Source organism: Bacillus sp. FSL H8-0547 (assembly GCA_038002745.1).
Classification (GTDB): domain Bacteria; phylum Bacillota; class Bacilli; order Bacillales; family Bacillaceae; genus Bacillus_P.
The window spans coordinates 2,796,728-2,819,046 of record JBBODD010000001.1 but is presented as its reverse complement, the minus strand read 5'-3'; the positions used below and the strand labels follow the sequence as shown (position 1 = coordinate 2,819,046).

The 22,319-nt window shown below is 45.0% G+C and carries 22 protein-coding genes; 3 read left to right on the top strand and 19 right to left on the bottom strand.

Annotation, left to right across the window (positions count from 1 at the left end; genetic code table 11):
• Nucleotides 1–151 precede the first annotated feature (151 nt).
• The 3 genes from ytxJ to MHB63_13875 all read right to left on the bottom strand — a co-directional run bounded on the left by ytxJ (nt 152) and on the right by MHB63_13875 (nt 1,572).
• Nucleotides 152–481, bottom strand: a complete 330-nt coding sequence (gene ytxJ / locus MHB63_13885; GenBank protein MEK3807607.1) for a bacillithiol system redox-active protein YtxJ — start codon at nt 479–481, stop codon at nt 152–154.
• Nucleotides 482–584: 103 nt separating this feature from the next.
• Nucleotides 585–1,082: a YtxH domain-containing protein gene (locus tag MHB63_13880; GenBank protein ID MEK3807606.1), complete on the bottom strand. Its 498-nt coding sequence runs from the start codon at nt 1,080–1,082 to the stop codon at nt 585–587.
• 46 nt (nt 1,083–1,128) lie between these two features.
• Nucleotides 1,129–1,572: a DUF948 domain-containing protein gene (locus tag MHB63_13875; protein MEK3807605.1), complete on the bottom strand. Its 444-nt coding sequence runs from the start codon at nt 1,570–1,572 to the stop codon at nt 1,129–1,131.
• Nucleotides 1,573–1,788: 216 nt separating this feature from the next.
• On the opposite strand from MHB63_13875, the gene MHB63_13870 reads away from it, so the two are divergent.
• Nucleotides 1,789–2,904: an aminopeptidase gene (locus MHB63_13870; GenBank protein MEK3807604.1), complete on the top strand. Its 1,116-nt coding sequence runs from the start codon at nt 1,789–1,791 to the stop codon at nt 2,902–2,904.
• Nucleotides 2,905–3,117: 213 nt separating this feature from the next.
• Here the strand turns inward: MHB63_13870 and murC are convergent, their stop codons facing one another.
• From murC to MHB63_13835, 7 genes are all read right to left on the bottom strand, one after another.
• Entirely contained in the window at nt 3,118–4,416 is a 1,299-nt protein-coding gene (gene murC / locus MHB63_13865) for a UDP-N-acetylmuramate--L-alanine ligase (GenBank protein MEK3807603.1), read from the bottom strand.
• A gap of 410 nt (nt 4,417–4,826) precedes the next feature.
• The gene (locus MHB63_13860; GenBank protein MEK3807602.1) at nt 4,827–7,688 is read right to left on the bottom strand and encodes a DNA translocase FtsK; all 2,862 of its coding nucleotides are present in this window, start codon (nt 7,686–7,688) and stop codon (nt 4,827–4,829) included.
• Between the two features lie 235 nt (nt 7,689–7,923).
• Nucleotides 7,924–8,739 (bottom strand): DUF1444 domain-containing protein, encoded by an 816-nt coding sequence (locus tag MHB63_13855; GenBank protein ID MEK3807601.1) that lies wholly within the window; start codon nt 8,737–8,739, stop codon nt 7,924–7,926.
• A gap of 21 nt (nt 8,740–8,760) precedes the next feature.
• Complete coding sequence (locus MHB63_13850; GenBank protein MEK3807600.1) at nt 8,761–9,075, bottom strand: thioredoxin family protein; 315 nt, start codon at nt 9,073–9,075, stop codon at nt 8,761–8,763.
• Nucleotides 9,076–9,214: 139 nt separating this feature from the next.
• The gene (locus MHB63_13845; protein MEK3807599.1) at nt 9,215–9,721 is read right to left on the bottom strand and encodes a hypothetical protein; all 507 of its coding nucleotides are present in this window, start codon (nt 9,719–9,721) and stop codon (nt 9,215–9,217) included.
• A 176-nt stretch (nt 9,722–9,897) separates the two neighbouring features.
• Nucleotides 9,898–10,422, bottom strand: a complete 525-nt coding sequence (locus MHB63_13840) for a DUF84 family protein (GenBank protein ID MEK3807598.1) — start codon at nt 10,420–10,422, stop codon at nt 9,898–9,900.
• A gap of 81 nt (nt 10,423–10,503) precedes the next feature.
• Nucleotides 10,504–11,577 (bottom strand): M42 family metallopeptidase, encoded by a 1,074-nt coding sequence (locus MHB63_13835; GenBank protein ID MEK3807597.1) that lies wholly within the window; start codon nt 11,575–11,577, stop codon nt 10,504–10,506.
• A 983-nt stretch (nt 11,578–12,560) separates the two neighbouring features.
• Between MHB63_13835 and MHB63_13830 the strand changes: the two genes are divergently transcribed.
• The gene (locus MHB63_13830) at nt 12,561–12,872 is read left to right on the top strand and encodes a PepSY domain-containing protein (protein ID MEK3807596.1); all 312 of its coding nucleotides are present in this window, start codon (nt 12,561–12,563) and stop codon (nt 12,870–12,872) included.
• 40 nt (nt 12,873–12,912) lie between these two features.
• On the opposite strand, the gene MHB63_13825 is transcribed toward MHB63_13830, so the two are convergent.
• On the bottom strand, nt 12,913–13,761 hold the full coding sequence (locus MHB63_13825) for an MBL fold metallo-hydrolase (GenBank protein ID MEK3807595.1): 849 nt from the start codon (nt 13,759–13,761) through the stop codon (nt 12,913–12,915).
• A 56-nt stretch (nt 13,762–13,817) separates the two neighbouring features.
• Nucleotides 13,818–14,459 carry a tRNA (guanosine(46)-N7)-methyltransferase TrmB gene (trmB, locus tag MHB63_13820; GenBank protein ID MEK3807594.1) on the bottom strand — a complete coding sequence of 214 codons (642 nt, stop codon included), beginning with the start codon at nt 14,457–14,459 and terminating at the stop codon, nt 13,818–13,820.
• A 699-nt stretch (nt 14,460–15,158) separates the two neighbouring features.
• On the opposite strand from trmB, the gene MHB63_13815 reads away from it, so the two are divergent.
• A complete protein-coding gene (locus tag MHB63_13815) occupies nt 15,159–15,437 on the top strand; it encodes a YtzH-like family protein (protein ID MEK3807593.1) in 279 nt (92 codons plus the stop codon).
• Here MHB63_13815 and MHB63_13810 read toward each other — a convergent pair.
• The 7 genes from MHB63_13810 to thpR all read right to left on the bottom strand — a co-directional run bounded on the left by MHB63_13810 (nt 15,434) and on the right by thpR (nt 22,290).
• A complete protein-coding gene (locus MHB63_13810; protein MEK3807592.1) occupies nt 15,434–16,246 on the bottom strand; it encodes a phosphotransferase family protein in 813 nt (270 codons plus the stop codon). The two genes, MHB63_13815 and MHB63_13810, sit on opposite strands and share 4 nt — an antisense overlap.
• Nucleotides 16,247–16,424: 178 nt before the next feature.
• A complete protein-coding gene (gene pulA / locus MHB63_13805; protein MEK3807591.1) occupies nt 16,425–18,557 on the bottom strand; it encodes a type I pullulanase in 2,133 nt (710 codons plus the stop codon).
• A gap of 74 nt (nt 18,558–18,631) precedes the next feature.
• The gene (locus MHB63_13800; GenBank protein MEK3807590.1) at nt 18,632–19,549 is read right to left on the bottom strand and encodes a diacylglycerol kinase family protein; all 918 of its coding nucleotides are present in this window, start codon (nt 19,547–19,549) and stop codon (nt 18,632–18,634) included.
• A gap of 126 nt (nt 19,550–19,675) precedes the next feature.
• Nucleotides 19,676–20,596 (bottom strand): hypothetical protein, encoded by a 921-nt coding sequence (locus tag MHB63_13795; protein ID MEK3807589.1) that lies wholly within the window; start codon nt 20,594–20,596, stop codon nt 19,676–19,678.
• A 31-nt stretch (nt 20,597–20,627) separates the two neighbouring features.
• A complete protein-coding gene (locus MHB63_13790) occupies nt 20,628–21,314 on the bottom strand; it encodes an LrgB family protein (GenBank protein MEK3807588.1) in 687 nt (228 codons plus the stop codon).
• Nucleotides 21,314–21,697, bottom strand: coding sequence for a CidA/LrgA family protein (locus MHB63_13785; protein MEK3807587.1), 384 nt, complete (start codon nt 21,695–21,697; stop codon nt 21,314–21,316). The genes MHB63_13790 and MHB63_13785 overlap by 1 nt, the downstream gene beginning before the upstream one ends.
• Nucleotides 21,698–21,741: 44 nt before the next feature.
• Nucleotides 21,742–22,290: an RNA 2',3'-cyclic phosphodiesterase gene (gene thpR, locus MHB63_13780; protein MEK3807586.1), complete on the bottom strand. Its 549-nt coding sequence runs from the start codon at nt 22,288–22,290 to the stop codon at nt 21,742–21,744.
• Nucleotides 22,291–22,319: the final 29 nt, after the last annotated feature.

Genomic DNA, 22,319 nt, shown 5'->3' with positions numbered 1-22,319 from the left:
TTTAGCCCTGACAGGCAGAAAAGAAATCACCCGAAAAGTCCGGTCTTGACTTTTTGGGGGATTTTGTTCTGACGGAGGAGCTAGGAGGTGGAGCTGGACAATTAGAAAAGCGGAGCCGACTTTCGGCTCCGCTTTTCTTGCTTTTCTTATGTTAGTTTCCTGCAGCCTGCTTGAGAGAGTCTGCTGTGATTTTCCAGTGTGATTCGTTCCAGACAACCTGCTTGTCCTTGAACAGAAGAGCCTGTGGCGATTCGTGCCTGATTCCGTATGTTTCGGCAATATAGTTGGAAAGTGGTCTTGCTTCCTGCACATTCAAGTAATAGGCGGGAATGGAATCGTTCCCTTCTGTAAACGCGGAGAACTCAGAAAAGGCGGCCTGGGCAATCGGGCACGTCAAGCTGTTTTTAAAAAACAGGAATACACCTTCCTGCTCGGTGATTTTCTGGAAGTCTTCTACTGTATCAATTTTTACTTTTGGCATGATTTTAGGCCTCCACTGGTTTTACCTACATTTTATACGAATAAATGACAAAATAAAAACAATCGGCTTTAAGCTGCCGATTGTTTTTTCTATTTCAGGAAGCTTACTTATTGATTTCTTCTTTTTTCGCTTCCTCAATCTCTTTGTTCACTTGTTTTTTAAGCTCTTCTGAATGTGGCGTTGTTCCGGCAGTTGGAGCCGCTGCCGGGCTTACCGGCGATTGTACTTCCGCATTCAGCTGAGGCTCATCGGATGCTTCAGGAGCAAGTCTGATTTCGTCTTCTGTCTGCTCGTCGTTTTGCTGTTTGGATGCTTTTAGATCACGCACTTTGCTCATGATCTGTGAAGACTGGTCAGTCACAGCCTGTGAAAGGGTGGCTGATTTTTCTTTTGCAATCGCAGCAAACTCGTTGCCTTTTTCAAGGGCGTCGTTTGTGATTTTACCTGTTTTTTCTTTTACAATGACAGCCTGTTCTCCAATATTATCACGAAGTTCTTTACCTGATTTTGGCGCAAGGAAAAGGGCGGTTGTTGCACCCACAATCCCTCCAACAAGTGTTCCGATCAAAAAATCTTTACTGTTGATTCCATCTTTGCTCATGATAAATTCCTCCCTATTGTGATTCTTCTATATTTTTGAAACGGGTTCATATAGTCGGGTACTTCTGCTGTTCTCGAACTTCTTTTTTGAGCTTCCATTTGTTCCAGACATCCATGGCGACGTTGCTCCACTGGACGACCTGATTGATTTTATCCTGGTTTTTCTCAAGGTTTGTGCCGACAGAAACGGCTACCTTTTGAACAGAATCATTGAAGTTCTGCAGGGATGATCCGACACCCTGAACAGCGGATACAACTGTATTCAGTTTTTCGGATTTCTCCTGAATGTCTTCTGCCAAAGCATTGGTCTTATGCAGCAATTGAGTCGTTTCAAGGGTAATACCCTGCACCTGCTTTTCAAGGCCTTCCAGTGTGCCTGCTACATTGTTCAAAGTAGCCGACAGCGCCTTCAGCGTTTTCGACAGGAACACGACAAGAACTGTGAATGCAATTGCAATGAGTGCAACAGCTAAGTATAAAATAATTTCCAACTTCAGCACCTCCAAATAAGCGATAGTAACTGTTTCCCTTAAGAAACAAATCATAAACATGAATTTTTCATACACCTAGTATTCTACAAAACACACCGGATTCCTCTCCTATTATGACCGAGTTTTTCAATTTTCACTAAAAATTTTAACTCTTTTTTAAAACATCGGTTACAATAAAGGCTGTGCCGGTTATTTGTTTACATAGGAGGAAGAAAAATGAAAGATCCCCGCATTCAAACACTCGCCAAAAACCTGATCAATTATTCAGTTAAACTGAAAAAAGGCGAGAAAGTACTTATTGAAAATTTCGGTCTGCAAAGAGAGCTCGTTACGGCTCTTGTTCAAGAAGCCTACGCTGCAGGAGGATATCCGTTTGTATCCCTCAAGGATCAGCAGGTGGACCGTGCCCTTCTCATGGGAGGACAGGAAGAACAATACAGCATGATGGCCGATTTTGAAGCAAATGTGATGAGCAAAATGGATGCTTATATCGGGCTTCGTTCAGGTGACAACATTAATGAGCATGCAGATGTGCCTGATGCTCAGATGAAGCTGCAGAGCCGGACTGTCGGCAAAAAGGTTCACCGTGATATCCGCGTCCCGAAAACAAGATGGGTTGTCCTCCGCTATCCTAACGCTTCTATGGCCCAGCTTGCGAAAATGAGCACGGAAGCATTTGAAGACTTCTACTTTGATGTCTGCAATCTCGACTACGGCAAAATGGATCAGGCAATGGATTCGCTCGTCCATCTGATGAACCGAACGGATGAAGTGAGAATTACAGGTCCCGGAACTGATCTCGTTTTTTCCATAAAAGACATACCTGCTGTTAAATGTGCAGGAGAAATGAACATTCCGGACGGAGAGGTTTATACGGCGCCGGTCCGTGATTCTGTCAATGGAACCATTACGTATAACACTCCTTCACCATACAACGGCTTCACGTTTGAAAATGTAAAACTAACGTTTAAAGACGGCAAAATTGTTGAAGCCGAATCAAACGACACAGAACGCATCAACAGTATTTTTGACACAGATGAAGGAGCAAGATATATCGGCGAGTTCGCCATTGGCGTCAACCCGTACATCCAGCATCCGATGCAGGATATTCTGTTTGATGAAAAGATTGACGGCAGCTTCCACTTTACTCCGGGACAATGCTATGATGATGCATTTAACGGCAACCACTCCAATATCCACTGGGACATGGTCAACATCCAGCGCCCTGAATACGGCGGCGGAGAAATGTACTTTGACGGTGTCCTCATCAGAAAAGACGGCGTCTTTGTGATTGATGAGCTAAAAGGGCTGAACCCTGAAAATCTGAAGTAAATAACAAAAGCGCAAGCGCCTTGGTCAGATCCGATAGTCAGATAAGAATCCGTCAAAAAAGTCCGGGTTTGACTTTTTTGACGGATTTGTTCTGACAGAGGATCTAGGCGCTGGAGCTGGACGAGGATAACTTTATTATTTCGTGCACACCCTTTTATTCATTAAAATTTCATTAAACACACAAAAAAGCATGAGCCGTGGCTCATGCTTTTTTTAACCTAATTCATTTTCGTAGGCACGCTGATATTTCTGAATGTCTCCTGCTCCCATGAACACGAGAACGCCGCCTTCGTGCTTTTTAAGGACGCCAGTTTCTTCTTCATCAATCAGGGCTGCTGAATCAATTTTATTCAATAGATCCTGAATCGACAGCTTTCCGATGTTTTCCCGGGCAGAGCCGAAAATATCGCAGAGGTAAACCATATCCGCTTTCTTCAGGCTGTCTGCAAATTCATCAAGAAACGACTGTGTGCGGGTAAATGTATGCGGCTGGAAAACAGCCACGATTTCACGGTCCGGATATTTTTGTCTGGCTGCATCAATCGTTGCAGTGATTTCAGTCGGATGATGAGCATAGTCATCAATCAGAACCTGATTGCCGATTTTTTTCTCGTTGAACCGGCGCTTTACGCCTTCAAATGTTTGAAGCTGCGCCTGAATGACCTCTGCATCGATTTCTTCATAGTGGCAAATGGCAATGACAGAAAGAGCATTCAGCACACTGTGGTCTCCGAACGTAGGAATTTTAAATGAAGCATAGAATGTGTTTCGGACAAACACATCAAAGCTTGTTCCATCCGTTGATTTGACGACATTGCGTGCCTGAAAGTCGTTTTCTTCGCTGAATCCGTAGTACACGACAGGAACATTAGCCTGGATATGCTGAAGGTGCTCATCATCACCGCATGCGATAATCCCTTTTTTCACTTGCATGGCCATTTCCTGGAACGCTTTAAAAACGTCATCAATGCTGCTGAAGTAGTCGGGATGATCAAAGTCAATATTGGTCATGATTGCGTAATCAGGATAGTAGGAAAGGAAATGCCTGCGGTACTCGCACGCTTCAAAAACAAAGTATTCGCTTCCTTCCATTCCTCTGCCTGTTCCGTCTCCTATGAGGAAGGAAGTAGGCTTTGCACCCTGCATCACATGAGCGAGCAAACCGGTTGTAGACGTTTTGCCGTGTGCTCCCGTTACGCCTACACTTGTAAACTTCTCCATAAATTGACCCAGGAAAATGTGATAGCGGATGATCTCAAGACCAAGGTTTTTTGCTTCTTCGATTTCCGGGTGTGTGTCCGGAAACGCATTTCCGGCTATAATCGTCAGTCCTTGATGGATATTCTCTTTTGAAAATGGAAAAATATTAATTCCGCGCTGTTCTAATGCTTTTTGTGTAAAGATTGGCTTTTCAATGTCAGATCCCTGAACCTCATAGTTCATGTCATGAAGAATCTGTGCCAGGGCGCTCATTCCAGTCCCTTTTATTCCAACAAAATGGTAAACAGTCATAAATAGAACCTCCAACAAACGTCTATCTGTTTGACATTATATGATTCTTAACCCAATGTGCAACCGGAGGCTGCATAAGATAGCGGTTATGTATTTTAATTGCAGGACTGCAGCATTCTGCATTCTGCAGATTCTCTGCATCGCTTTTAAGAATGATGAAAACAAATCGTATTTTTTCCTGCCCAATGCATCTTAAACGATATCCTTGAACTTGGCAAGTGCTTAATCAAAATGGCGCGTTCTCATTCGGCCGCTGCGCCCCCTGATGGCTTTCCCTCAAAAAATTTGCCCTGATTTCAGGGATTTGTTTTTCACAGCAGAAAAAGAGGGAAACTGTATAGAAACAGTTTTCCCAATTGAGGAAGATAATACCTTCTCACCCTGAAAATATTATCTTCTTTTCAAATGAATCAGTAAACACTTCTTTCCTGCATACTTTCAAGATCCTGCTCTGTAATCAGCACTTCACGGGGCTTGCTTCCCCTTGCCTCCGAAATAATGCCCTGCTTTTCCATCATATCCATTAATCTGGCGGCGCGGTTATAGCCGATTCTGAATCTTCTCTGCAGACTGGAGGTGGAAGCTCCTCCCTGATCAACAATGTATTCACATGCTTCTAAAAGCAGCTCATCCTCATCATTCTCAATGCTTGATTTTCTCATTAATTCTTCCTGTTCGAACAAAAAGACCGGCTTCATTTGATTTCTGACATGGCCCACTACCCGCTCAATTTCTTCATCCGACACAAAGTTCCCCTGCAGTCTGACTGCCTTAGATGTTCCGTTTTCAAGGAACAGCATATCCCCTTTGCCAAGCAGCTTTTCTGCTCCGGCTGCATCAAGAATCGTGCGGGAGTCTACTTGGGAGGAAACCGAGAAGGCAATTCTTGTCGGAATATTTGACTTGATCAGACCCGTAATAACATCAACGGACGGCCTTTGAGTAGCAACGATCAGATGGATGCCGCAGGCTCTAGCTTTCTGGGCAATTCTGCAGATGGATTCTTCCACATCGGCAGGCGCAGCCATCATTAAGTCTGCCAGCTCATCAATCACAATCACCAAGTAAGGCATATGTTCACCTGAATTGTGCTTGGCTGCAAGCTCATTGTAGCGTGAAATATCCCTTGCTCCTGCATGGGCAAACAGTTCATATCTGCGTTCCATTTCCTCTACTGCCCATTTCAGCGCACCCGTGGCGGCTTTCACATCTGTGATGACCGGGCTGACTAAATGGGGAACATTCTGATACGGAGCAAGCTCCACCATTTTTGGGTCGATCAGCATCAGCTTCACTTCATGCGGTGAAGCTTTATACAGCAGGCTCACGAGTATCGTATTGATGCAGACGCTTTTTCCTGAGCCGGTTGCACCAGCAATCAGCCCGTGAGGCATCTTTTTCAAATCGGTCACAACAGCCTGTCCGGATATATCCAGTCCAAGAGCTGCTGTAAGCGGCGACTGGCTGTTTATGAAGTCGGGACTTCTCAGAATTTCTCTCAGGTAAACCATTTTGCTGTGTCTGTTCGGCACCTCAATGCCAATCCGGTTCTTCCCTGGTATCGGCGCTTCAATGCGGATATCCTTGGCAGAAAGACTAAGCTTTATGTCATCTGTCAGATTCGTAATTTTGTTGACTTTCACACCCGGCTCCGGCTGGACCTCAAGACGTGTTACGGCCGGTCCCTGTGTCACGTGAACAACTTTTGCTTTGACGTTGAAATTCTCAAGTGTCATATTCAGGAGCTGTGTCTGCTCTCTCAGCCATTCCGTATCATCTACAACTTCCTTGGGCGGAATGTTTAGAAGCTGGAGAGACGGGAACGCATAAGCAGAGCCTCCAGGCACGCTCTGATTTCTTTGCGCTTTTTGCTTATCGCGCCCGAACATCATCACATTGAATGGAACCGTTGACCTCCTGTTCCCGCTGCTTGCTTGCTCCTTGACTTCTCCCGCTTCAGGCTTAGTTCCTTCGGAAGGATCTATGTCAGCCTCCTGCTGCGGGTTCTGCGAAGATCTGTTTTCCTCATGGACGTTTAAATTCTGCACATCCTGGAAAAGCGAGGCAGGGCGCCGGCGTTCTCCTGCTTCCGGTTCAGATTTTACTTCTGGTTCAGAATTTAATTCGGGTTCAAATTCTAATTCTGGCTCAATTTCTAATTCTTGCTCATCAAAAACTTCCTGTTCATATGCTACTTCTGGTTGAGATGTCATTTCTGGCACAGATTCTAATTCTTGTACAGCTGTTTCTTCTGGTTCAGATGCCCGTTCTGTTTCCAGCGCAGGAATTGTTTCAAGTGACGCTGCAGTCTCATGGGGCTCTTCAGGCTGCCCTGACTGGGATGGCTCATGCAGTTCGGGCACTTCTTCTTCCATTGATAGAGCAGGAGCTGTTTCTTTAAAGGCTGAAGACTGCTCATTCACTCGATCTGCAGGACGAATGACATCAGACTGTGTTTCATGTTCTGACTCTTCCATTGCCAGAGAAGCTGCTGACTCTTTGAAGCTTTGGGGCTGTTCACTCACTTGATCAGAAGGACGCAGATCCTGTTTTTCCTCTTCCTTGCGATAACCGAAAGAAAACGTTTCAGGTTTATGATTTTGGTGTTTTTGCAAAGCTGACACATCATTTTTTCTGTAAACCTCAGGAATGACAGGGCGGTCCTGTGATGCGTCTCCTTCAGGGATAGACCCGGAATGTGCCTTTAACCGGTCTGCTTCTTTTCTCAGCATTTCATGATTCTGCTGATGGAGCCTTGAAATGACAGACTCTGCAGCTTTCGCTTCCTGCTGGTAGCTTTGGAACATCGTTGTCCCCGCTTCCCGTCCGCCGTCCTGACTGACACGGCTGTTAAACGGACCCTGGTTGTCTCTTGATCTGTATCCGTAAATCGGAGAAGGAATTTCTGTCGGACTGAACGTTTTTTTAACAGGCTTGCTGTCTGTTTTTTTCAAAGCTTGCCCTGCCGGCTTTTTTGCTGCAGCGGGAGCTTTCCTTTCCGGTTTTGCAGCAGGTCTTCTTCTTGGTTCTGTACGGCTGTTCTGCTGGTCGGGTATGACCGGAAATTTAAAATTCCCTTTCGGGTACTGATAGGCGATTTTTGCATCTGCATTTTTCGTATTGGCAGCCGGCTGCTTGATTTGAGCCGGTGCATTATGTACAGGCGGAAGCTGTTCAGGTACTTGCCTGCTTTCGGCTGATCTTTTTTCCAATTGCTTATCTTCTTCTGTTTCACCAGTAAAATAATTGATCATTTTTGAAAACCAACTCATTGCATACCACTCTTTCAAATGTTTCTTCTTTCTTACCCCTCTATTGTATCAGGTAATCGCATCTTTTTCAGATAAATGACCATTTCATTTTCGAGAGAGACAGGGAAATTCTGTTCCCCGCAAACGGAAAAAGCCACTAGAAAAAATCTCCAGTGACGTTTCACATTTTTATAAATGGTACGGTATCAGCCGCTTTTTTATGGGAGTCAGCGGACAAATTTTCCAGTTTGGCTATTTAGTCCTGTTCTTCCTTTTTTGCACGGTTCTTCGCAAGAATAAAAACAGGTTCAAGCTCGCGGTTTTCATACAAGAAGGACAAAGCCGTAATCGGCACTCTGCCGCTAGCAAAAAAGCTCATCGCCATTTGCCCGAGAATATCGTAGCCCGTATCGTTGCGCACATCTGCTATGATCAGAACATCCTGATGGGGAACGGCGACGGCCATTGTTCCCTCCGCTTTCTTATGAAACGAATCAAGAATTGATTCATTCAGCAGGCGGCTCGCATCATATCCGTCGTTTGCATTAAGAAAATAAAAAACATTTCCTGCGACATGATCTTCTTTTACGCTCGTATCAAGCGACCTGAGATTAAATCTGGCCATCTCTTTCAGCTTGCTGAACGTCCAGTTCTCACGCTCCATCATCTTCTCATCAATCAGACGATATGATTTTCCTAAATCAAGGGCATAATAGATTCTTGTTTCCGCAGTATGCTCTTCAAAAATCAGCTTGACTCCGTCTGACGACTCTTCAGGAAAAGATGTGGATCTGATAACCGGAAAGATCCCTTTTTCTTTGCCGGTCAATTCCTGTTCATGATTCATAACGGTAAGTGCTTCTTCAATATAGTACACAAGCTCATCAACAGCCGTATCTTTTTTCTCTTCCCATTTCGCAATAATACCCGGAAGCGAAATCGTCAGTCCTTTTTTCGTCTCATCATCTTCAACACGGAGCTGATCTTTTTCCCTGTCAAACCGGGTGGACCATGTTTTATGGCTCAAACGGTCTTTAATCGTTTCAGCCATTTTTCTTGAAGTCATTTTCATCCCAGAATCTTCCCTTCTGTCTCAGGAAAGTCCATTAATGAATTCCTGAATCTGTTCTTTCGTTTTTCTGTCTTTATTCACATAACGGCCTGTTTCCGCGCCTTTATGAAAAGCAACAAAGCTTGGAATACCAAAAACGCCAAGATCTGCACACAAATCAATAAATTCGTCTCGGTCTACATAATAAAACGTAAAGCTGCTGTTTTCTTCCTGCAGCTCTGGCAAAATCGGGTCGAGAAACCGGCAGTCCGGGCACCAGTCAGCGGAAAACATTAAAATGACCCGCTCCTGCTGAATGACTTCGTTATACTGCTGCATTGATTGTAATTTTTCCATTATTAACCCTCCAACATGAACTAATTCTATCCACCCGAATCATACCAAACCCTGGTCCCTGTTGCCACTGTAGGGACTTATCAGAAAACTCCCGGCTGTAAAAAAGAAGACCTCTTCCTGTCTGAAAGAGGCCTGTTTTTCATTCAAATGAAACAGAAGAAATTATTTTCATCATTTGTTCTGCCGCATCTGCGACTTCCCGGCTTTTAGTCTGCGTCGTCATTTTCACTCCGCCAATGCCTGCTGATACTTCATACTCGTCGTCCGCTTTCAGTTTATCCACCAGAATGTAGCCAAAGCGGCCCTTGTCCTCAAACGTTTCATTTACAAGTGGATCTTTGTATTGCTCAAGAAGAGTATCATAGAAAAAAGAGCTTGTCTCTTTCTCATTTTCATTCACAAAGAGAATGTACTGCTGGTCTCCTTTATTAAAAATGACATTATTTGTTTTCCCAGCTTCTGCTTGATAGCCTTCAGGCAAATAATAGCTGATAGAGCCGCTTTTATCATTGGCTGCAGGCGGTTTTGCTTCAAAAGCTGCTTTCGTCTGATCTATTGCTGCAGTCTGAATCTCTTCATCATTTATCGTACAGCCAAAAAGGAATAAAAATAAAATAAATAATAGCCCTGTAAATCGTTTTTTCATACTCGAAAACTCCTCCTTCATTACTAGGAAAATAGAATTCCCTCCCTATAATAACCCTTACATTTTATAGTTAGCAAGACAGCTTTGTTTTATGTCCGGAAAAAGAGGGTATGAGGATCTGCCTTTAGCAATGCAGGAAAATAGTTGACTGTACGGACAAGCAAAAGAAGCAGCGTTTATTCGCTGCTTCTTTCTGTCTGATAAAGATATTGCCCTATTAAAAGCTGGCTAATATGCTTAAACATCTCTTTCCTTGTCACAAGCCCGCCTGTAAAAATGCCGACGGCGCCTTCTTTTTGGCTGACATTCTCCTTGCCGGCATACTCGTCCATCACGATTTTCAGCTCAATACCTGATTTCACTTTTCTGCCGATTTCCTCAGGCAGGGGAATTCTTGCTCCGCCTGCTATGATCGGCTCGATTCCCTGCACTGACAGCGCTCCCCAATTACAAAGGAAAAAGCCCTCGTCAGTCTCGAGCATTCCGCCTTCAAGACCTATTCCAATTTCAGCATTTTCTTCTTCTCTTGCACGCAGGGCCCTGTTTACAGCTCCGCGGATCGTTTCTTCATCAGAAAACGGCTGGTCAGCAACACCTGATGAAACACTCGTACTGCTTAATGTAAAAGAGCCTAGCTGGTCCAGGCACTCTTTTACAGCATTCACTTTTGCCGGATTCAGTGTCCCGATGGCAACCTTCATGATTGATCTCCTTTAAAAAAGCGCATGGCTCCGGGAAACCGAAGCAAAATGCGCAAAATAATCTGGCGGAAACGCCTTTTTTTATGAGTTTTGTTTAATCGAAGTCACTGTCGACTGGTCACATGCTTTCACAAGCTTCACAATCAGTTCCTTTGCCGCAGCGTAATCATCAATGTGCACAATGGACGCTGCCGTATGAATGTAGCGCGAGCAAATGCCCACGACTGCAGATGGCACACCGTCATTTGATGTATGCACTCGTCCTGCATCTGTACCGCCTTGAGAAACAAAGTACTGATACGGAATATTGTTTGATTCGGCCGTATCAAGAACAAATTCGCGCATTCCTCTGTGAGTGACCATCGTCCGGTCAAGAATGCGAAGAAGCGCACCTTTACCAAGCTGGCCGAATTCATGCTTTGCTCCGCTCATGTCGTTTGCAGGACTCGCATCAAGCGCAAAGAAAAGATCCGGACGAATCATGTTCGCAGCTGTCTGCGCACCCCTTAAACCAACTTCTTCCTGTACAGTCGCTCCGGAATAAAGCGTATTCGGAAGGGTAACATCTTTCAGCTCTTTCAAAAGTTCAATCGATAAACCGCAGCCGTAGCGGTTATCCCACGCCTTTGCCATAATTTTTTTCGGATTGGCCATCGGCGTAAATGGACAGATTGGAAGAATCTGCTGCCCCGGTCTAATGCCAAGTGCTTTCGCATCCTCATCAGAATCTGCACCGATATCAATCAGCATATTCTTGATTTGCATCGGTTTATTGCGCTGGTCTTCGCTGAGCAAGTGTGGCGGAATGGAACCGATCACTCCCGGAACAGGTCCCGCATCCGTCATGACCTCAACACGCTGCGCAAGCAGCACCTGGCTCCACCAGCCTCCAAGCGTCTGAAAACGCAGCATGCCGTTTTTCGTAACACCCGTCACCATGAAACCCACTTCATCCATGTGGCCCGCAACCATAATCCTCGGACCTTCCTCGCTGCCCCGCTTCACCCCGAAAATACTGCCGAGACGGTCCTGAATGATCTCATCTGAATACTTGGTGAGCTCAGAACGCATAAACTTTCGTACAGCATGCTCATTCCCCGGCGCACCCGGGAGCTCCGTCAATGTCTTAAAAAGCTCTAACGTCTCTTGATTCATCCATCATATCCCCTTTACATATGTATACTTCCATTTTACAGAAGATTTATCGTTCGTGCTACTAAAGAAAAGCGGAATCGCCTGGTTAGCTCCGGGAGTCAGATAAGAAATCGGCGGAAAAGTCCGGTTTTGACTTTTTTGGCGATTTTGTTCTGGCCTAGGAGTTAGGCGATGGAGCTGGACAATGCGAAAAGCGGAGCCGACCGTTTAGCCCTGACAGGCAGAAAAGAAATCACCCGAAAAGTCCGGGTTTGACTTTTTGGGGGATTTTGTTCTGACGGAAGGGCTGGGAGGCGGAGCTGGACAATAAGAAAAGCGGAATCGCCCGTTTAAGAACACTTCCCCTTAAACGCCAACCAGAGTTTATGTTGCTAACCCCGGTTAAGAACACTTTCCCTCGTAAACCAACCAGAGTTTGTGTTGTTAACACAAGTTAAGAACGCTTTCCCTCGTAAACCAACCAGAGTTTGTGTTGTTAACACAAGTTAAGAACACTTTCCCTCGTAATCCAATCAACGTTTGTGTTGTTAACACAAGTTAAGAACACTTTCCATCGTAATCCAACCAACGTTTGTGCTGCTAACCTAAGTTAAGAACACTTTCCATCGAAAACCAGCCAGAGTTTGTGCTGCTAACACCAGTTAAGAACACTTTCCCTCGTAAACCAGCCAACGTTTGTGCTGCTAACCCCGGTTAAGAACACTTTCCATCGTAATCCAACCAACGTTTGTGCTGCTAACCCAAGTTAAGAACACTTTCCCTTGTTCACAAATCAGAGTTTGTGCTGCTAACCTAAGTTAAGAACACTTTCCCTCGTAACCCAACCAACGTTTGTGCTGCTAACCCCAGTTAAGAACACTTTCCCTTGTTCACAAATCAGAGTTTGTGCCCAGCCATAATCATTTCTCTCCACCCTCCTGCTTAACAACAGAAGGCATTTTCTGTATACTTAAATCATCGTGTACAGGATGGAGGAGATTGTGATGAATGGCAGAAAAGTACTGATAGGAATCGGGATTGGCCTGGCCGCTGCATATCTTTTCAGGGATCAATTGAAGCCGGCTTATATTTCTTCTGAAAAAGCACTGACGGCTGTGAAGAACGCGTTTAAAGAGAAAGGCCCTATTAATGGTTCATGGATTTATACGGTTCGTGAATCCTTTATCAATCAAGGGGAAACCTACAGCATCTACAAGGCCGGCGTTACACGGATGGCAGGGTCGGATCTTGAACAGTACGAAGCATTTGTAGACGCTACAAACGGAAATATCCTGCATGTTGAACAAATTGCATAATACACAAAAGGCATGGGGTGCGCACCCCATGCCTTTTCTTTTACAGCGGACGAACCCGCTCAACCTTTTCTGTTATCTCCCGCTGACTGTTCCACTTGATTGCGCGGTAAAACGCATCATGATAAAAAGAGATCCACGTATTTTGATCAGCAGCAAGTCCGAGCCATTTTTGCTTCTGTTCAATCGACGTCATCGGATAATCATCATAAGCGAGGACCCAAAGCGGATTGCTGTGCGCATGTGTAGGCATCAGATCTGCCATATGAAGGACCGTTTCCCCGCCGTCTTCAATTTTTATCAAGCTGTGGCCGTTGCTGTGCCCTCCGGTGTGGAACATCGTGATGCCGGGCACAACCTCTGATGACTCATCAAAGGCTTCTACCTGCTGTTCAATGGCCGTCCAGTTATCTTTCCAGTATGTATTCGCAGACCGTATATTCGGCTCTTTCATTTCATTCCATTCCGTAAGAGAAGTGACAATTTTAGCCTTTGGAAAAACAGATGCCAGTTCCTCTCCCTCACGTTTTGTGAGGCCGGAAACATGATCAAAATGAAGATGCGTCATCAGAACAAAATCAATATCTTCAGGTTTTAGCCCAAGCTCATTGAGCGAATCCTCAACATTTGATTCAGCTGTTACACCGAAATTTCTTTTCTGCTTATCTGTCAGCCTGCCTGATCCAATTCCGCTATCGATCAGAAGATTTACCCCGTTCTTCTGGACCAGAATAGGATCTGTCCGCAATTCAATTTGATTAAGCTCGTTGACAGGATATTTTTTTGACCAAAGCGGCTTTGGAACGACGCCAAACATCGCACCGCCGTCAAGGTACGTCACTCCCCCGTCAAGCCAAGTTAAAGTTGTTTCCCCAATTGTTAACCTTTCCATTTACATCCCCTCCTCCTCCATCATACCAAAAAAGAGCCCGGGATTGGTATCCTGGGCTACTTTCTGAATTTTACTTCCGAGCGGTAGATCCGCTGGCCTTTATTTGAGAATTTTTCTTCGTATTCAGTCATAATGTTGCCTTCGAACTCACTTCTGTGAAGGTCGAGGCTTACAAAAGTCAGCAGCAGGCCGTATTCTGAAAAGCTTCGCAGCGAATATTCGAATAGTCCCTGATTATCTGTTTTAAAGTGAATTTCGCCCTCTTCCACCAGAATATCCTGGTATCTTTTCAAGAAGGTTTTGTAGGTCAGTCTCCGCTTTGCATGCCTTGTTTTTGGCCAAGGATCAGAAAAATTCAGGTAGACTCTGTCAATTTCTCCTTCTGCAAAGAGCTCTGTCAGGTCTTCGGCGTTTTCATTGAGGAGAAATAGGTTTTTGCACTCTGATTCAACCGCTTTTTGAAGGGCTGCGACAATGACGCTCTCAGATAATTCAATCCCGATATAGTTAATATCAGGGTTTGCTTTTGCCATTCCTGTTACGAACTGGCCTTTACCTGTACCCACTTCGATATGAATTGGATTTTCGTTTCCAAAAAGCTTGTTCCATTTTCCTCTATGTTCTTTAGGATTCTGTATTGCAATATGTGAATGCCCGGCAATGTAGTCATTTGCCCAGGGCTTGTTTCGCTGTCGCATCAAGCACACCTCTGTCCATGTAATGTCGGATAAAAGGGTATCACGAAACGGTCCTGGGTGCAAGAAAATCTGGTGGTTTGATTAACAGAATTTGTGAAAAAGGTCAGTGCAATTGTGCCGGCATTTTTTATGCAGCAGCAGTGATCATAATGGCACCACTACGCCCAGTGACGCCACTTTTTATTTTCTCACCAGACTCTTTGTGGCACTACTCCGCCCAGTAACGCCATTTCTCACTTTCTCAACAACCTCTTTGTGGCACTACTACGCCTAGTAACGCCACTTTTCACTTTCTAAACACCCGCTTTGTGGCACCACCCCGCTTAGTAACGCCACTTCTCACTTTCTCATCAACCTCTTTGTAGCACCACTACGCCCAGTAACGCCACTTCTCACTTTCTCATCAACCTCTTTGTGGCACCCCTACGCCCAGTAACGCCACTTTTCACTTTCTCAACAACCTCTTTGTGGCACCACTACCCTCAGTAACGCCACTTCTCACTTTCTCACCAGACTCTTTATGGCACCACCACGCTTAGTAACGCCACTTCCCGCATTCCCATCGGCCCCGCGGCGCCACCTTCTTAGCTACAAAATCAAAAAAACAGCCGGCTCCCCGTGGAACCGGCTGCATACATGCGGAATGAAAACAGCGTCTCCTGCACAAATTAAGAGAAGAATTTGCAAAGGAGGCTTTTTATGCCGCTTAAATACGAGAATCAAGTTGAGTTGTTAAAGGATATTCTGTCAGAGCACCAGAGTGACTGCTGCGGAACGGTTGCTGAATGCGAGCAGCTTGAGCGCGTGGTGAAATCTTTGATGGTTCATGCTGATGTGCATCAGGATTTAAAAGGTGTCCTGCAATCGATTTATTCGTACAGCCAGGACGGAAAAAATTCCCCTGAACTGAATTCATATATTACGTCTCAGCAAAATGTGCTGTCTCAGTGGATCAGCGACATTGATTCATTTTCTTAATCTGCGCTGATTTTTGTAATCATTTGACGGAGATAGCTGTGCCATTCGTTGGTTTCTTTTTCGTTGTGCTTGGCACGGTACCAAAGGGTATAGGTAATCGTTTGCGCAAGCACATACCAGAACATTCTGGCACGAAGCTGATCGTTAAGCTGAAGCCCGTAAGTAGAAAGCCAGCTGTCCCAGTCTTTTTCGTCAATGTACCAGTACAGCAGCATGCCGATATCGATTGCCGGGTCTGCTATCAGCGCGCCGTCCCAGTCGATCAGATAGAGCTGGTTCTCGCTTGAGAGCAGCCAATTGTTATGATTGACATCGCAGTGGCAGACCACTTTTTCGGCACAGTCCACATACGGCAGGTTTTCTTCAAGATAGTGAAGGGCCTGCAGCACTTCAGGGAGATAGAAATTTTCAAACTCAACCGTTTGTTTTAAATCCTCTAAAATCACGGATGGAGTAAGAGGCTTCTTACCAAGACGCTTCAGCATATCAAGCAGTTCTTTTGAATGATGGATCTTATGCAGCAGTTCCGCTACGTTTTCCCCGTTCATGTCATTCGGCTTCAGCTCACGGCCGCTGAGCCAGTGCTGTGCTGTAATCACATCGCCATTTTCCAGTCTCTTTGTCCATACGAGCTTAGGAACAATTCCTTCTGCAGACAGAACGGCCAAGAATGGAGAACTATTTCGTTTTAAGAACAATTTTTGTCCTTCTCGCTGTGCAAAATAGGCATCGCCTGTTGCTCCGCCAGCAGGAGATAGCTCCCACTCGCTGCCTAGTAGTTGTTCCAACCAGTTCACCTTCAATTTCAACCCAACATTTCATTTATAAGTTTGGAATAGGAAAAGAAAGCATGCGCTTTTCCTGTCATTAGTCATCATTTCAGTCAATTAAAAAAGACAGCTAGTTTGATGAATCAAACAGATACAAGTAGCCATCCTTTTAAATTTTATCGTTTCCAGGCGAATTTAGTCAAGAAAAACCGAAAAGCTACTTTTGAAACAAGACCAAAGTGCCGATTTCATTTGCTGTGATCTGTGAGTCTGCCTTCTGTTCATGGTGATCTTTATTCATCAATGGACTTGATGCGATTTCCCATTCTCCTCCCTCAGGAAGCGGAATGACCGCACCGTTTCGATGGCTGCAGTGAATGACCGCGATGTGTCTCCATGGACCATATTCTTTTACGTCCATTAATGCATATGCGTATACTCCGCCTTCATTTTTCAGTACCCGGTAATGTCTGCTGATTTCATCTGAAGCTCCAAACCGGAAGGCGCCGTGGGATTTTCTCAAGGCAATAAGATGCTTGATATACTTGACATCTTCAGCGTATTTCTCCCGTTCATTCCAGTCGAGCTGATTAATGTCATCAGGTGATTTATAGCTGTTTTCTACGCCTTTTTTCGTCCGGTAAAATTCCTGGCCGCTGTGAAAAAACGGGATGCCCTGCGCAAGGATGACCATTCCGGCAGCAAGTTTTTGCCTCATCCGTCTGTCTTCATGCGCCTCATGAGGATTTGACACCTCCATTTTATCCCAAAGCGTATGATTATCATGGGATTCCACATAATTAATGGATTGCGCAGGCGACGTAAAATGGGCAATCGAACCTGTCATGACTCTTGCCAGCAGATCCGGGTTTGATGTATGCCCGAAAATAAATCCTTTATCGTAAAGATTGAACGTGCTCCCTTTAATCACATCCCTGAACTGGTCATTGAAAAAAGAGATGCCCGGCATTTTCCCGGCGTTTGCAATAATGGCTTTTTTTTCATAGGAAAGCGGGGTGTTTAAGTCCCATCCTTCTCCCAAAATAAGAAGATCCGGCTTAATCCTCATACATGCTGCATGGACTTCATTCATCGTTTCAACATCTAAAATACCCATCAAATCAAAACGGAAACCATCAACATCATATTCGCTCAGCCAATAGGAAACAGAATCAACAATAAATTTCCGGGCCATTTTCCGTTCGGATGCGATATCATTTCCGACACCTGTTCCATCTGACGGAAGTCCGTTGTGGTCGTGACGGAAATAATAGCCCTGTACAATTTTTTCAAAAGAAGAGGTCTCCCGGATATAGACGTGGTTGTACACGACATCCATGATCACTCTGATTCCGCTTTCATGAATAGACTGAATGGCGCTCTTTAATTCTCTTATCCGTTGGGCAGGGTCATCGGGTTTCGCCGAATAGCTTCCCTCCGGCGCATTAAAGTGCAGAGGATTGTATCCCCAGTTATACTCTGCGGATGTGTCCTGTTCATCCACACCTTCAAAGTCGTTAAAAGGCAAAAGCTCCAGGTGGGTAACACCAAGCTCCTGCAAATAGGAAAGACCAGACGATAATCCGCCGGTTGTTTTCGTCTCTTTTTCGTTGAAGGCTGCGTATTTTCCCTTTTGATTGATGCCGCTGTCCGGATGGATGCTGAAATCACGGATATGAGCCTCATATATAATGGCATCGGTCAATTTTTCAAAAGGTTGAGGTTTTTTTCTTTCCACATCTGTTTTTTTCAAATCGGTTATGACACCGTACTCTCCGTTTATGGAAACCGCTTTTGCATAAGGATCGACAGCTTCGTTCCAGATCAGGTTCACACAGACAAGATACGTATAGAAAACGCTGTCAAAATTGCCCTGAAGCTCTATCGTCCATATTCCTTTTTCTCCAAGCGTCATAGGCATCGTTTCTATTTTATTTACATCCGTAAAAAGAAGCTTTACTTTCACCTCTGTCGCAGTAGGAGCCCAGACCTTTAATACTGTGGATTCCTCCCCGTAAACTGCGCCAAGGTCATTTTCTCCGTAGTAAAAATAGTCGTCAAATAAATCTGTTCTGATGACAGCCCCCATCTGCAGATCGGTTTTTCGGTTCAGGTCATCGCAAATTTCGTACAGTTTTCCGAAGGGCTTAACGGACGGGTCAAACCTGCATTGAATCTTTACTCTGTTTTCAATCGTCTCGATCCGTTCACACTTGAGCTCTGTCCGGGTCTCCCCGTCAAGCAGATAGAACGTCCTCTTTCCCTCTACCTGCATTTCTCCAGGAATTAAAATGGTGATTAAGTTCATTTCGTCAAGGTATGCATGATATGCACGTTGTACCGTTAGCATGTTGATTCACCTGCCTGCAATAGTTGTTTCTTCATCACACCAGTATACCCATGTGGACACGTCTTGATATTTATTCAGATATAATACTTTATGCTTTTTGGCCTTAATGTGACTGTAACAGGTGTTTCGCCTAAATATTCTCCGTCTGCATGCACCATGACAGAAACGGGGCCTGATATCGTGATTTCATGGCCCTCCATCATGGAAACTTCTTTCAGCCCTTTATGTCTGCCTGTAAAAACAAGTACAAAGAGAAGGAGCAGTTTGCCTCTGGATAATCCGTGGACAACGGTGGCGTTCAGCAATCCGTCATCAGGCCTTGCATCAGGGGAGATTTTCATTCCTCCCCCGTAATATGGATGGTTGCTGACTGCAGCAAGCCAGACCTTTTCAAAAACCTTTTCTTCGCCGTCAATCGTTACAGAGAGCAAACCGGGCTGGTAGGTGAAAAGACCTTTCATAAGAGCAAGGGTATATACGAAGGAGCCTGCACCCGCTCTATTCAGAATCTTTTTCCATTTCATTTCACTGGAAAGCTTCGCAACGTAGGCGTCGAAGCCTGCACCTATGCTGTTCACAAACAGCCGGTCTGCTTTCCCGGCCCTGCAGCAGCCCAAGTCATAGCTTTTAGCCTGTCTGTTCAGTTTTGTGAGAACAGAGCCTTTCCCCTTTGAGCTGCCGTATCCCCTTTTAAAATCATTGCCCGACCCCGACGCAATATAGCCGATTTTGATATGATCAAACCCGCTCAGCCCGTTTACAATTTCGTGAATCGTTCCGTCTCCGCCAATGCCTATCACCGTTTTCAGCCGGTAGTCATGTATGGATGCAATTTGCCTGGCAAGTACTTCTGCATGTCCGGCGTAATCCGTCATAAAAGACCGGTACTCCATGTTTTTCTTTTCCATTTCTGCTTTGATTTTTTTAAAAACACGCAAAGACCGTCCATTTCCCGCAACGGGATTTATAATAAAGTATATGCTGTTTTCCATCGTCAGCCCCATTATCTTCATGTGGATTATGAATACCTTAAGAGATATTCCGAGTCTAGTAAAATTATAGCTTTTTTCTTTGGGGAAGTGGGTGTAATTGGATAAAAAAATACGCCAAAAGGCGCATTAGTCATTTCTTCTGAACGATTCACTCACACAATTAGCCAGGAGAACACCGGCTGCTTTCAGCTGATCATGCTTCATTGGCATTGAATGATGGATGTGAGGATATATCCACTGGCTGTATGACCTTTTATCCGCAACTGTCAAATCATAGGAAGCCTCCGGGTATTCAACAAAGCCCTCTTTGCATACAAGCGCTTTTTTCACTTTTAATCCAATCTCTTTTTCTTTTAAAAGCTGCTTTACAAGGGCTGCTGTCCGGCTGAGGCTGATTATCGGCGAGAGGAGACTTGATTCATCTTTTTCTCCGGGGTTTTTCCGCCAGAACCTTTCTGCTGATCCCATATAGACGTCATGGCGGTCACCTTCAAGAAAATGAATGCACGTGATTTCCCCCGGGCTTATTAAAATCGTGTCGAGGGCAATGGATGTATTTTTCACCCTGAGGACCGGAGCATACAAGATCAGATGCTGATCAGGAAGCTTTTGCAAAAGCTCCTTCAGATTGCGATCATCCGAGAGAGAAGGATCTGCAAATGATCTGTCCCTTATGGTTGACGTTGCCCATTTCAGCTGGAAATGAAAGACCCGCTTCATAAACATTTCCTTCAGCTCATCAAGGGAGCCCGGAATGGCATGAAAGCTCAGCTCAGATGAATCCATATTTGCTTCAGGATAGGTGACAGATGTGCCGGACCTTTCCTTTTTAAGCCTGTAACTCCGTATCCGTGTCAGGGAATCTCCCTCTTTTTCCGTGCTTTCCATTTGCTCTTTTTTAACAAAATGGTGAAATTCATTCTTTTCAAAAGCTTCCTTCAGCATGAGCCACTGCTGTTTTTTCACACGCAGAAACCGGCTCTGATAGCGGTACAGATCCATTTCATATCTGGATATGCACGCGTGAACTTTTATTAATTGAGCCACTTTATGTAAACTCCTTCCGGATCATTCATCCTCACAGAACATGTAAAAGAAACGGAACCAATACCGGACACAGAACAGCCGTAAATATGGCGCACAGCGTCATGGAAATGGAGCTGACAGCTCCTTCAAGCTCTCCCATTTCAAGAGCTCTCGCCGTACCTGTTCCGTGTGATGCCGCACCGAGTCCGATTCCTTTTGCAACGGGATGGCTAATGCCAAAAGCCTTCAGAAGAGACGGGCCGAAAACAGCCCCCGACATGCCTGCTATAACCACATAGATAACCGCAAGCGCAGGGATTCCTCCGATTATTTCTGAAATGTCCATTGCAACGGGATTTGTGACCGATTTCGGAGCAAGTGACAGGATCATCTCCCGGTCTACATGAAATAATGCTGCAAGGCCGGCCCCGCTCACAATTCCGATTATACTTCCCGATAGAACGCTCGTAAAAACGGTCAAAGCATACTTTTTCATCACATGTCTGTTTTCATACAGCGGATAGGCAAGTGCGACTACAGCAGGCCCTAAAAGAGCATCAATCCACTTTCCGCCGGTCATATACTCAGCATACTCGGTATCTGTGAGAAGGAAAAGCACAATTAAAAGAAAAGTGCTCGTTAAGATCGGCACTAATAGAGGAAAAGGGTATTTTTTATAAACCTCTCTCATAAGGGCGTACACGATAACCGTAAGGACAATATAGAAGATCACAGCCATTATGAGTTTTCCCCCTCTCCTTCATTTGCCGTTTTTCTGGTGCTCATCCACTGGCTTACCGAAGCGGCTGACAGCATGACGAGAGCTGTGCTGAAAAGAGCAATCAGCGCGCTGATCAGGCCCCTTCCCGCAAATAGGTCAAAATGGTCCATCAGCCCAACCGTTGCAGGAACGAAAAGCAAGGCTAAATGTTTAAGCAAAAAGGAGCTTCCTTCCTTTAACAGCGGCAGTTTTATGAGTTTGAAGGACAGGCAGAAAAATAAAAGAAACATGCCGATAATACTGCCCGGCATGGACAAGCTGAAAAATTGCTGAATGGCTGTGCCGGCAAAATAAAAAAGAAATAAACCGGCAAGCTGAATAACAATACGTATAAATTTCATAGTTTCCCCGCTAAGCTTAAAAGTCTTATTTATCTTATTGGGCATCAGCGCAATAAGATAGTGTCAATTGCATGATACTTAGGGACTTCCCCAAGCCTGGTCTGAAACAGATTGATTTTTGAAACCTGAAAGGCTGACACCGGATGATCCGGAAGCATCCTTTCCTGAAAGTCTTCATCTGCAGCCCATTTCCGCGCGATCGTGATATGTGGGGCGAATGGACGCTCATCAAGTGCAAAACCATGTTCCCGGCACACGGAATATACCGTTTCCCTCATCTTTTCAAGCGGCTCTGATTTTTCCGCGCCCGCCCAGAAAATACGGGGGGCCTGCTTTCTCCCGAATGTGCCGAAACCGCTGAATGTCAGGTGAAAGGAAGGAAACTGGCCAAGGGCTGCGTGCAGTTCCTTCATGACGGCCTGCAGCTGATCAGCGGAATCCGGATGCCCCAAAAAAGCGAGCGTCAAATGATAATCCAGAGGATGAACCCAGGACTTAAACAGCTTTCTCATCCCTTCTGTTTTTGCTGTCAGTCTATCTGCTTCATTCTGAGGGACAGGTATTCCAATAAAATAATGGGTTTGTGTCGTCATAACGGTTCCTTTCCCGTCTGTTTGCTATG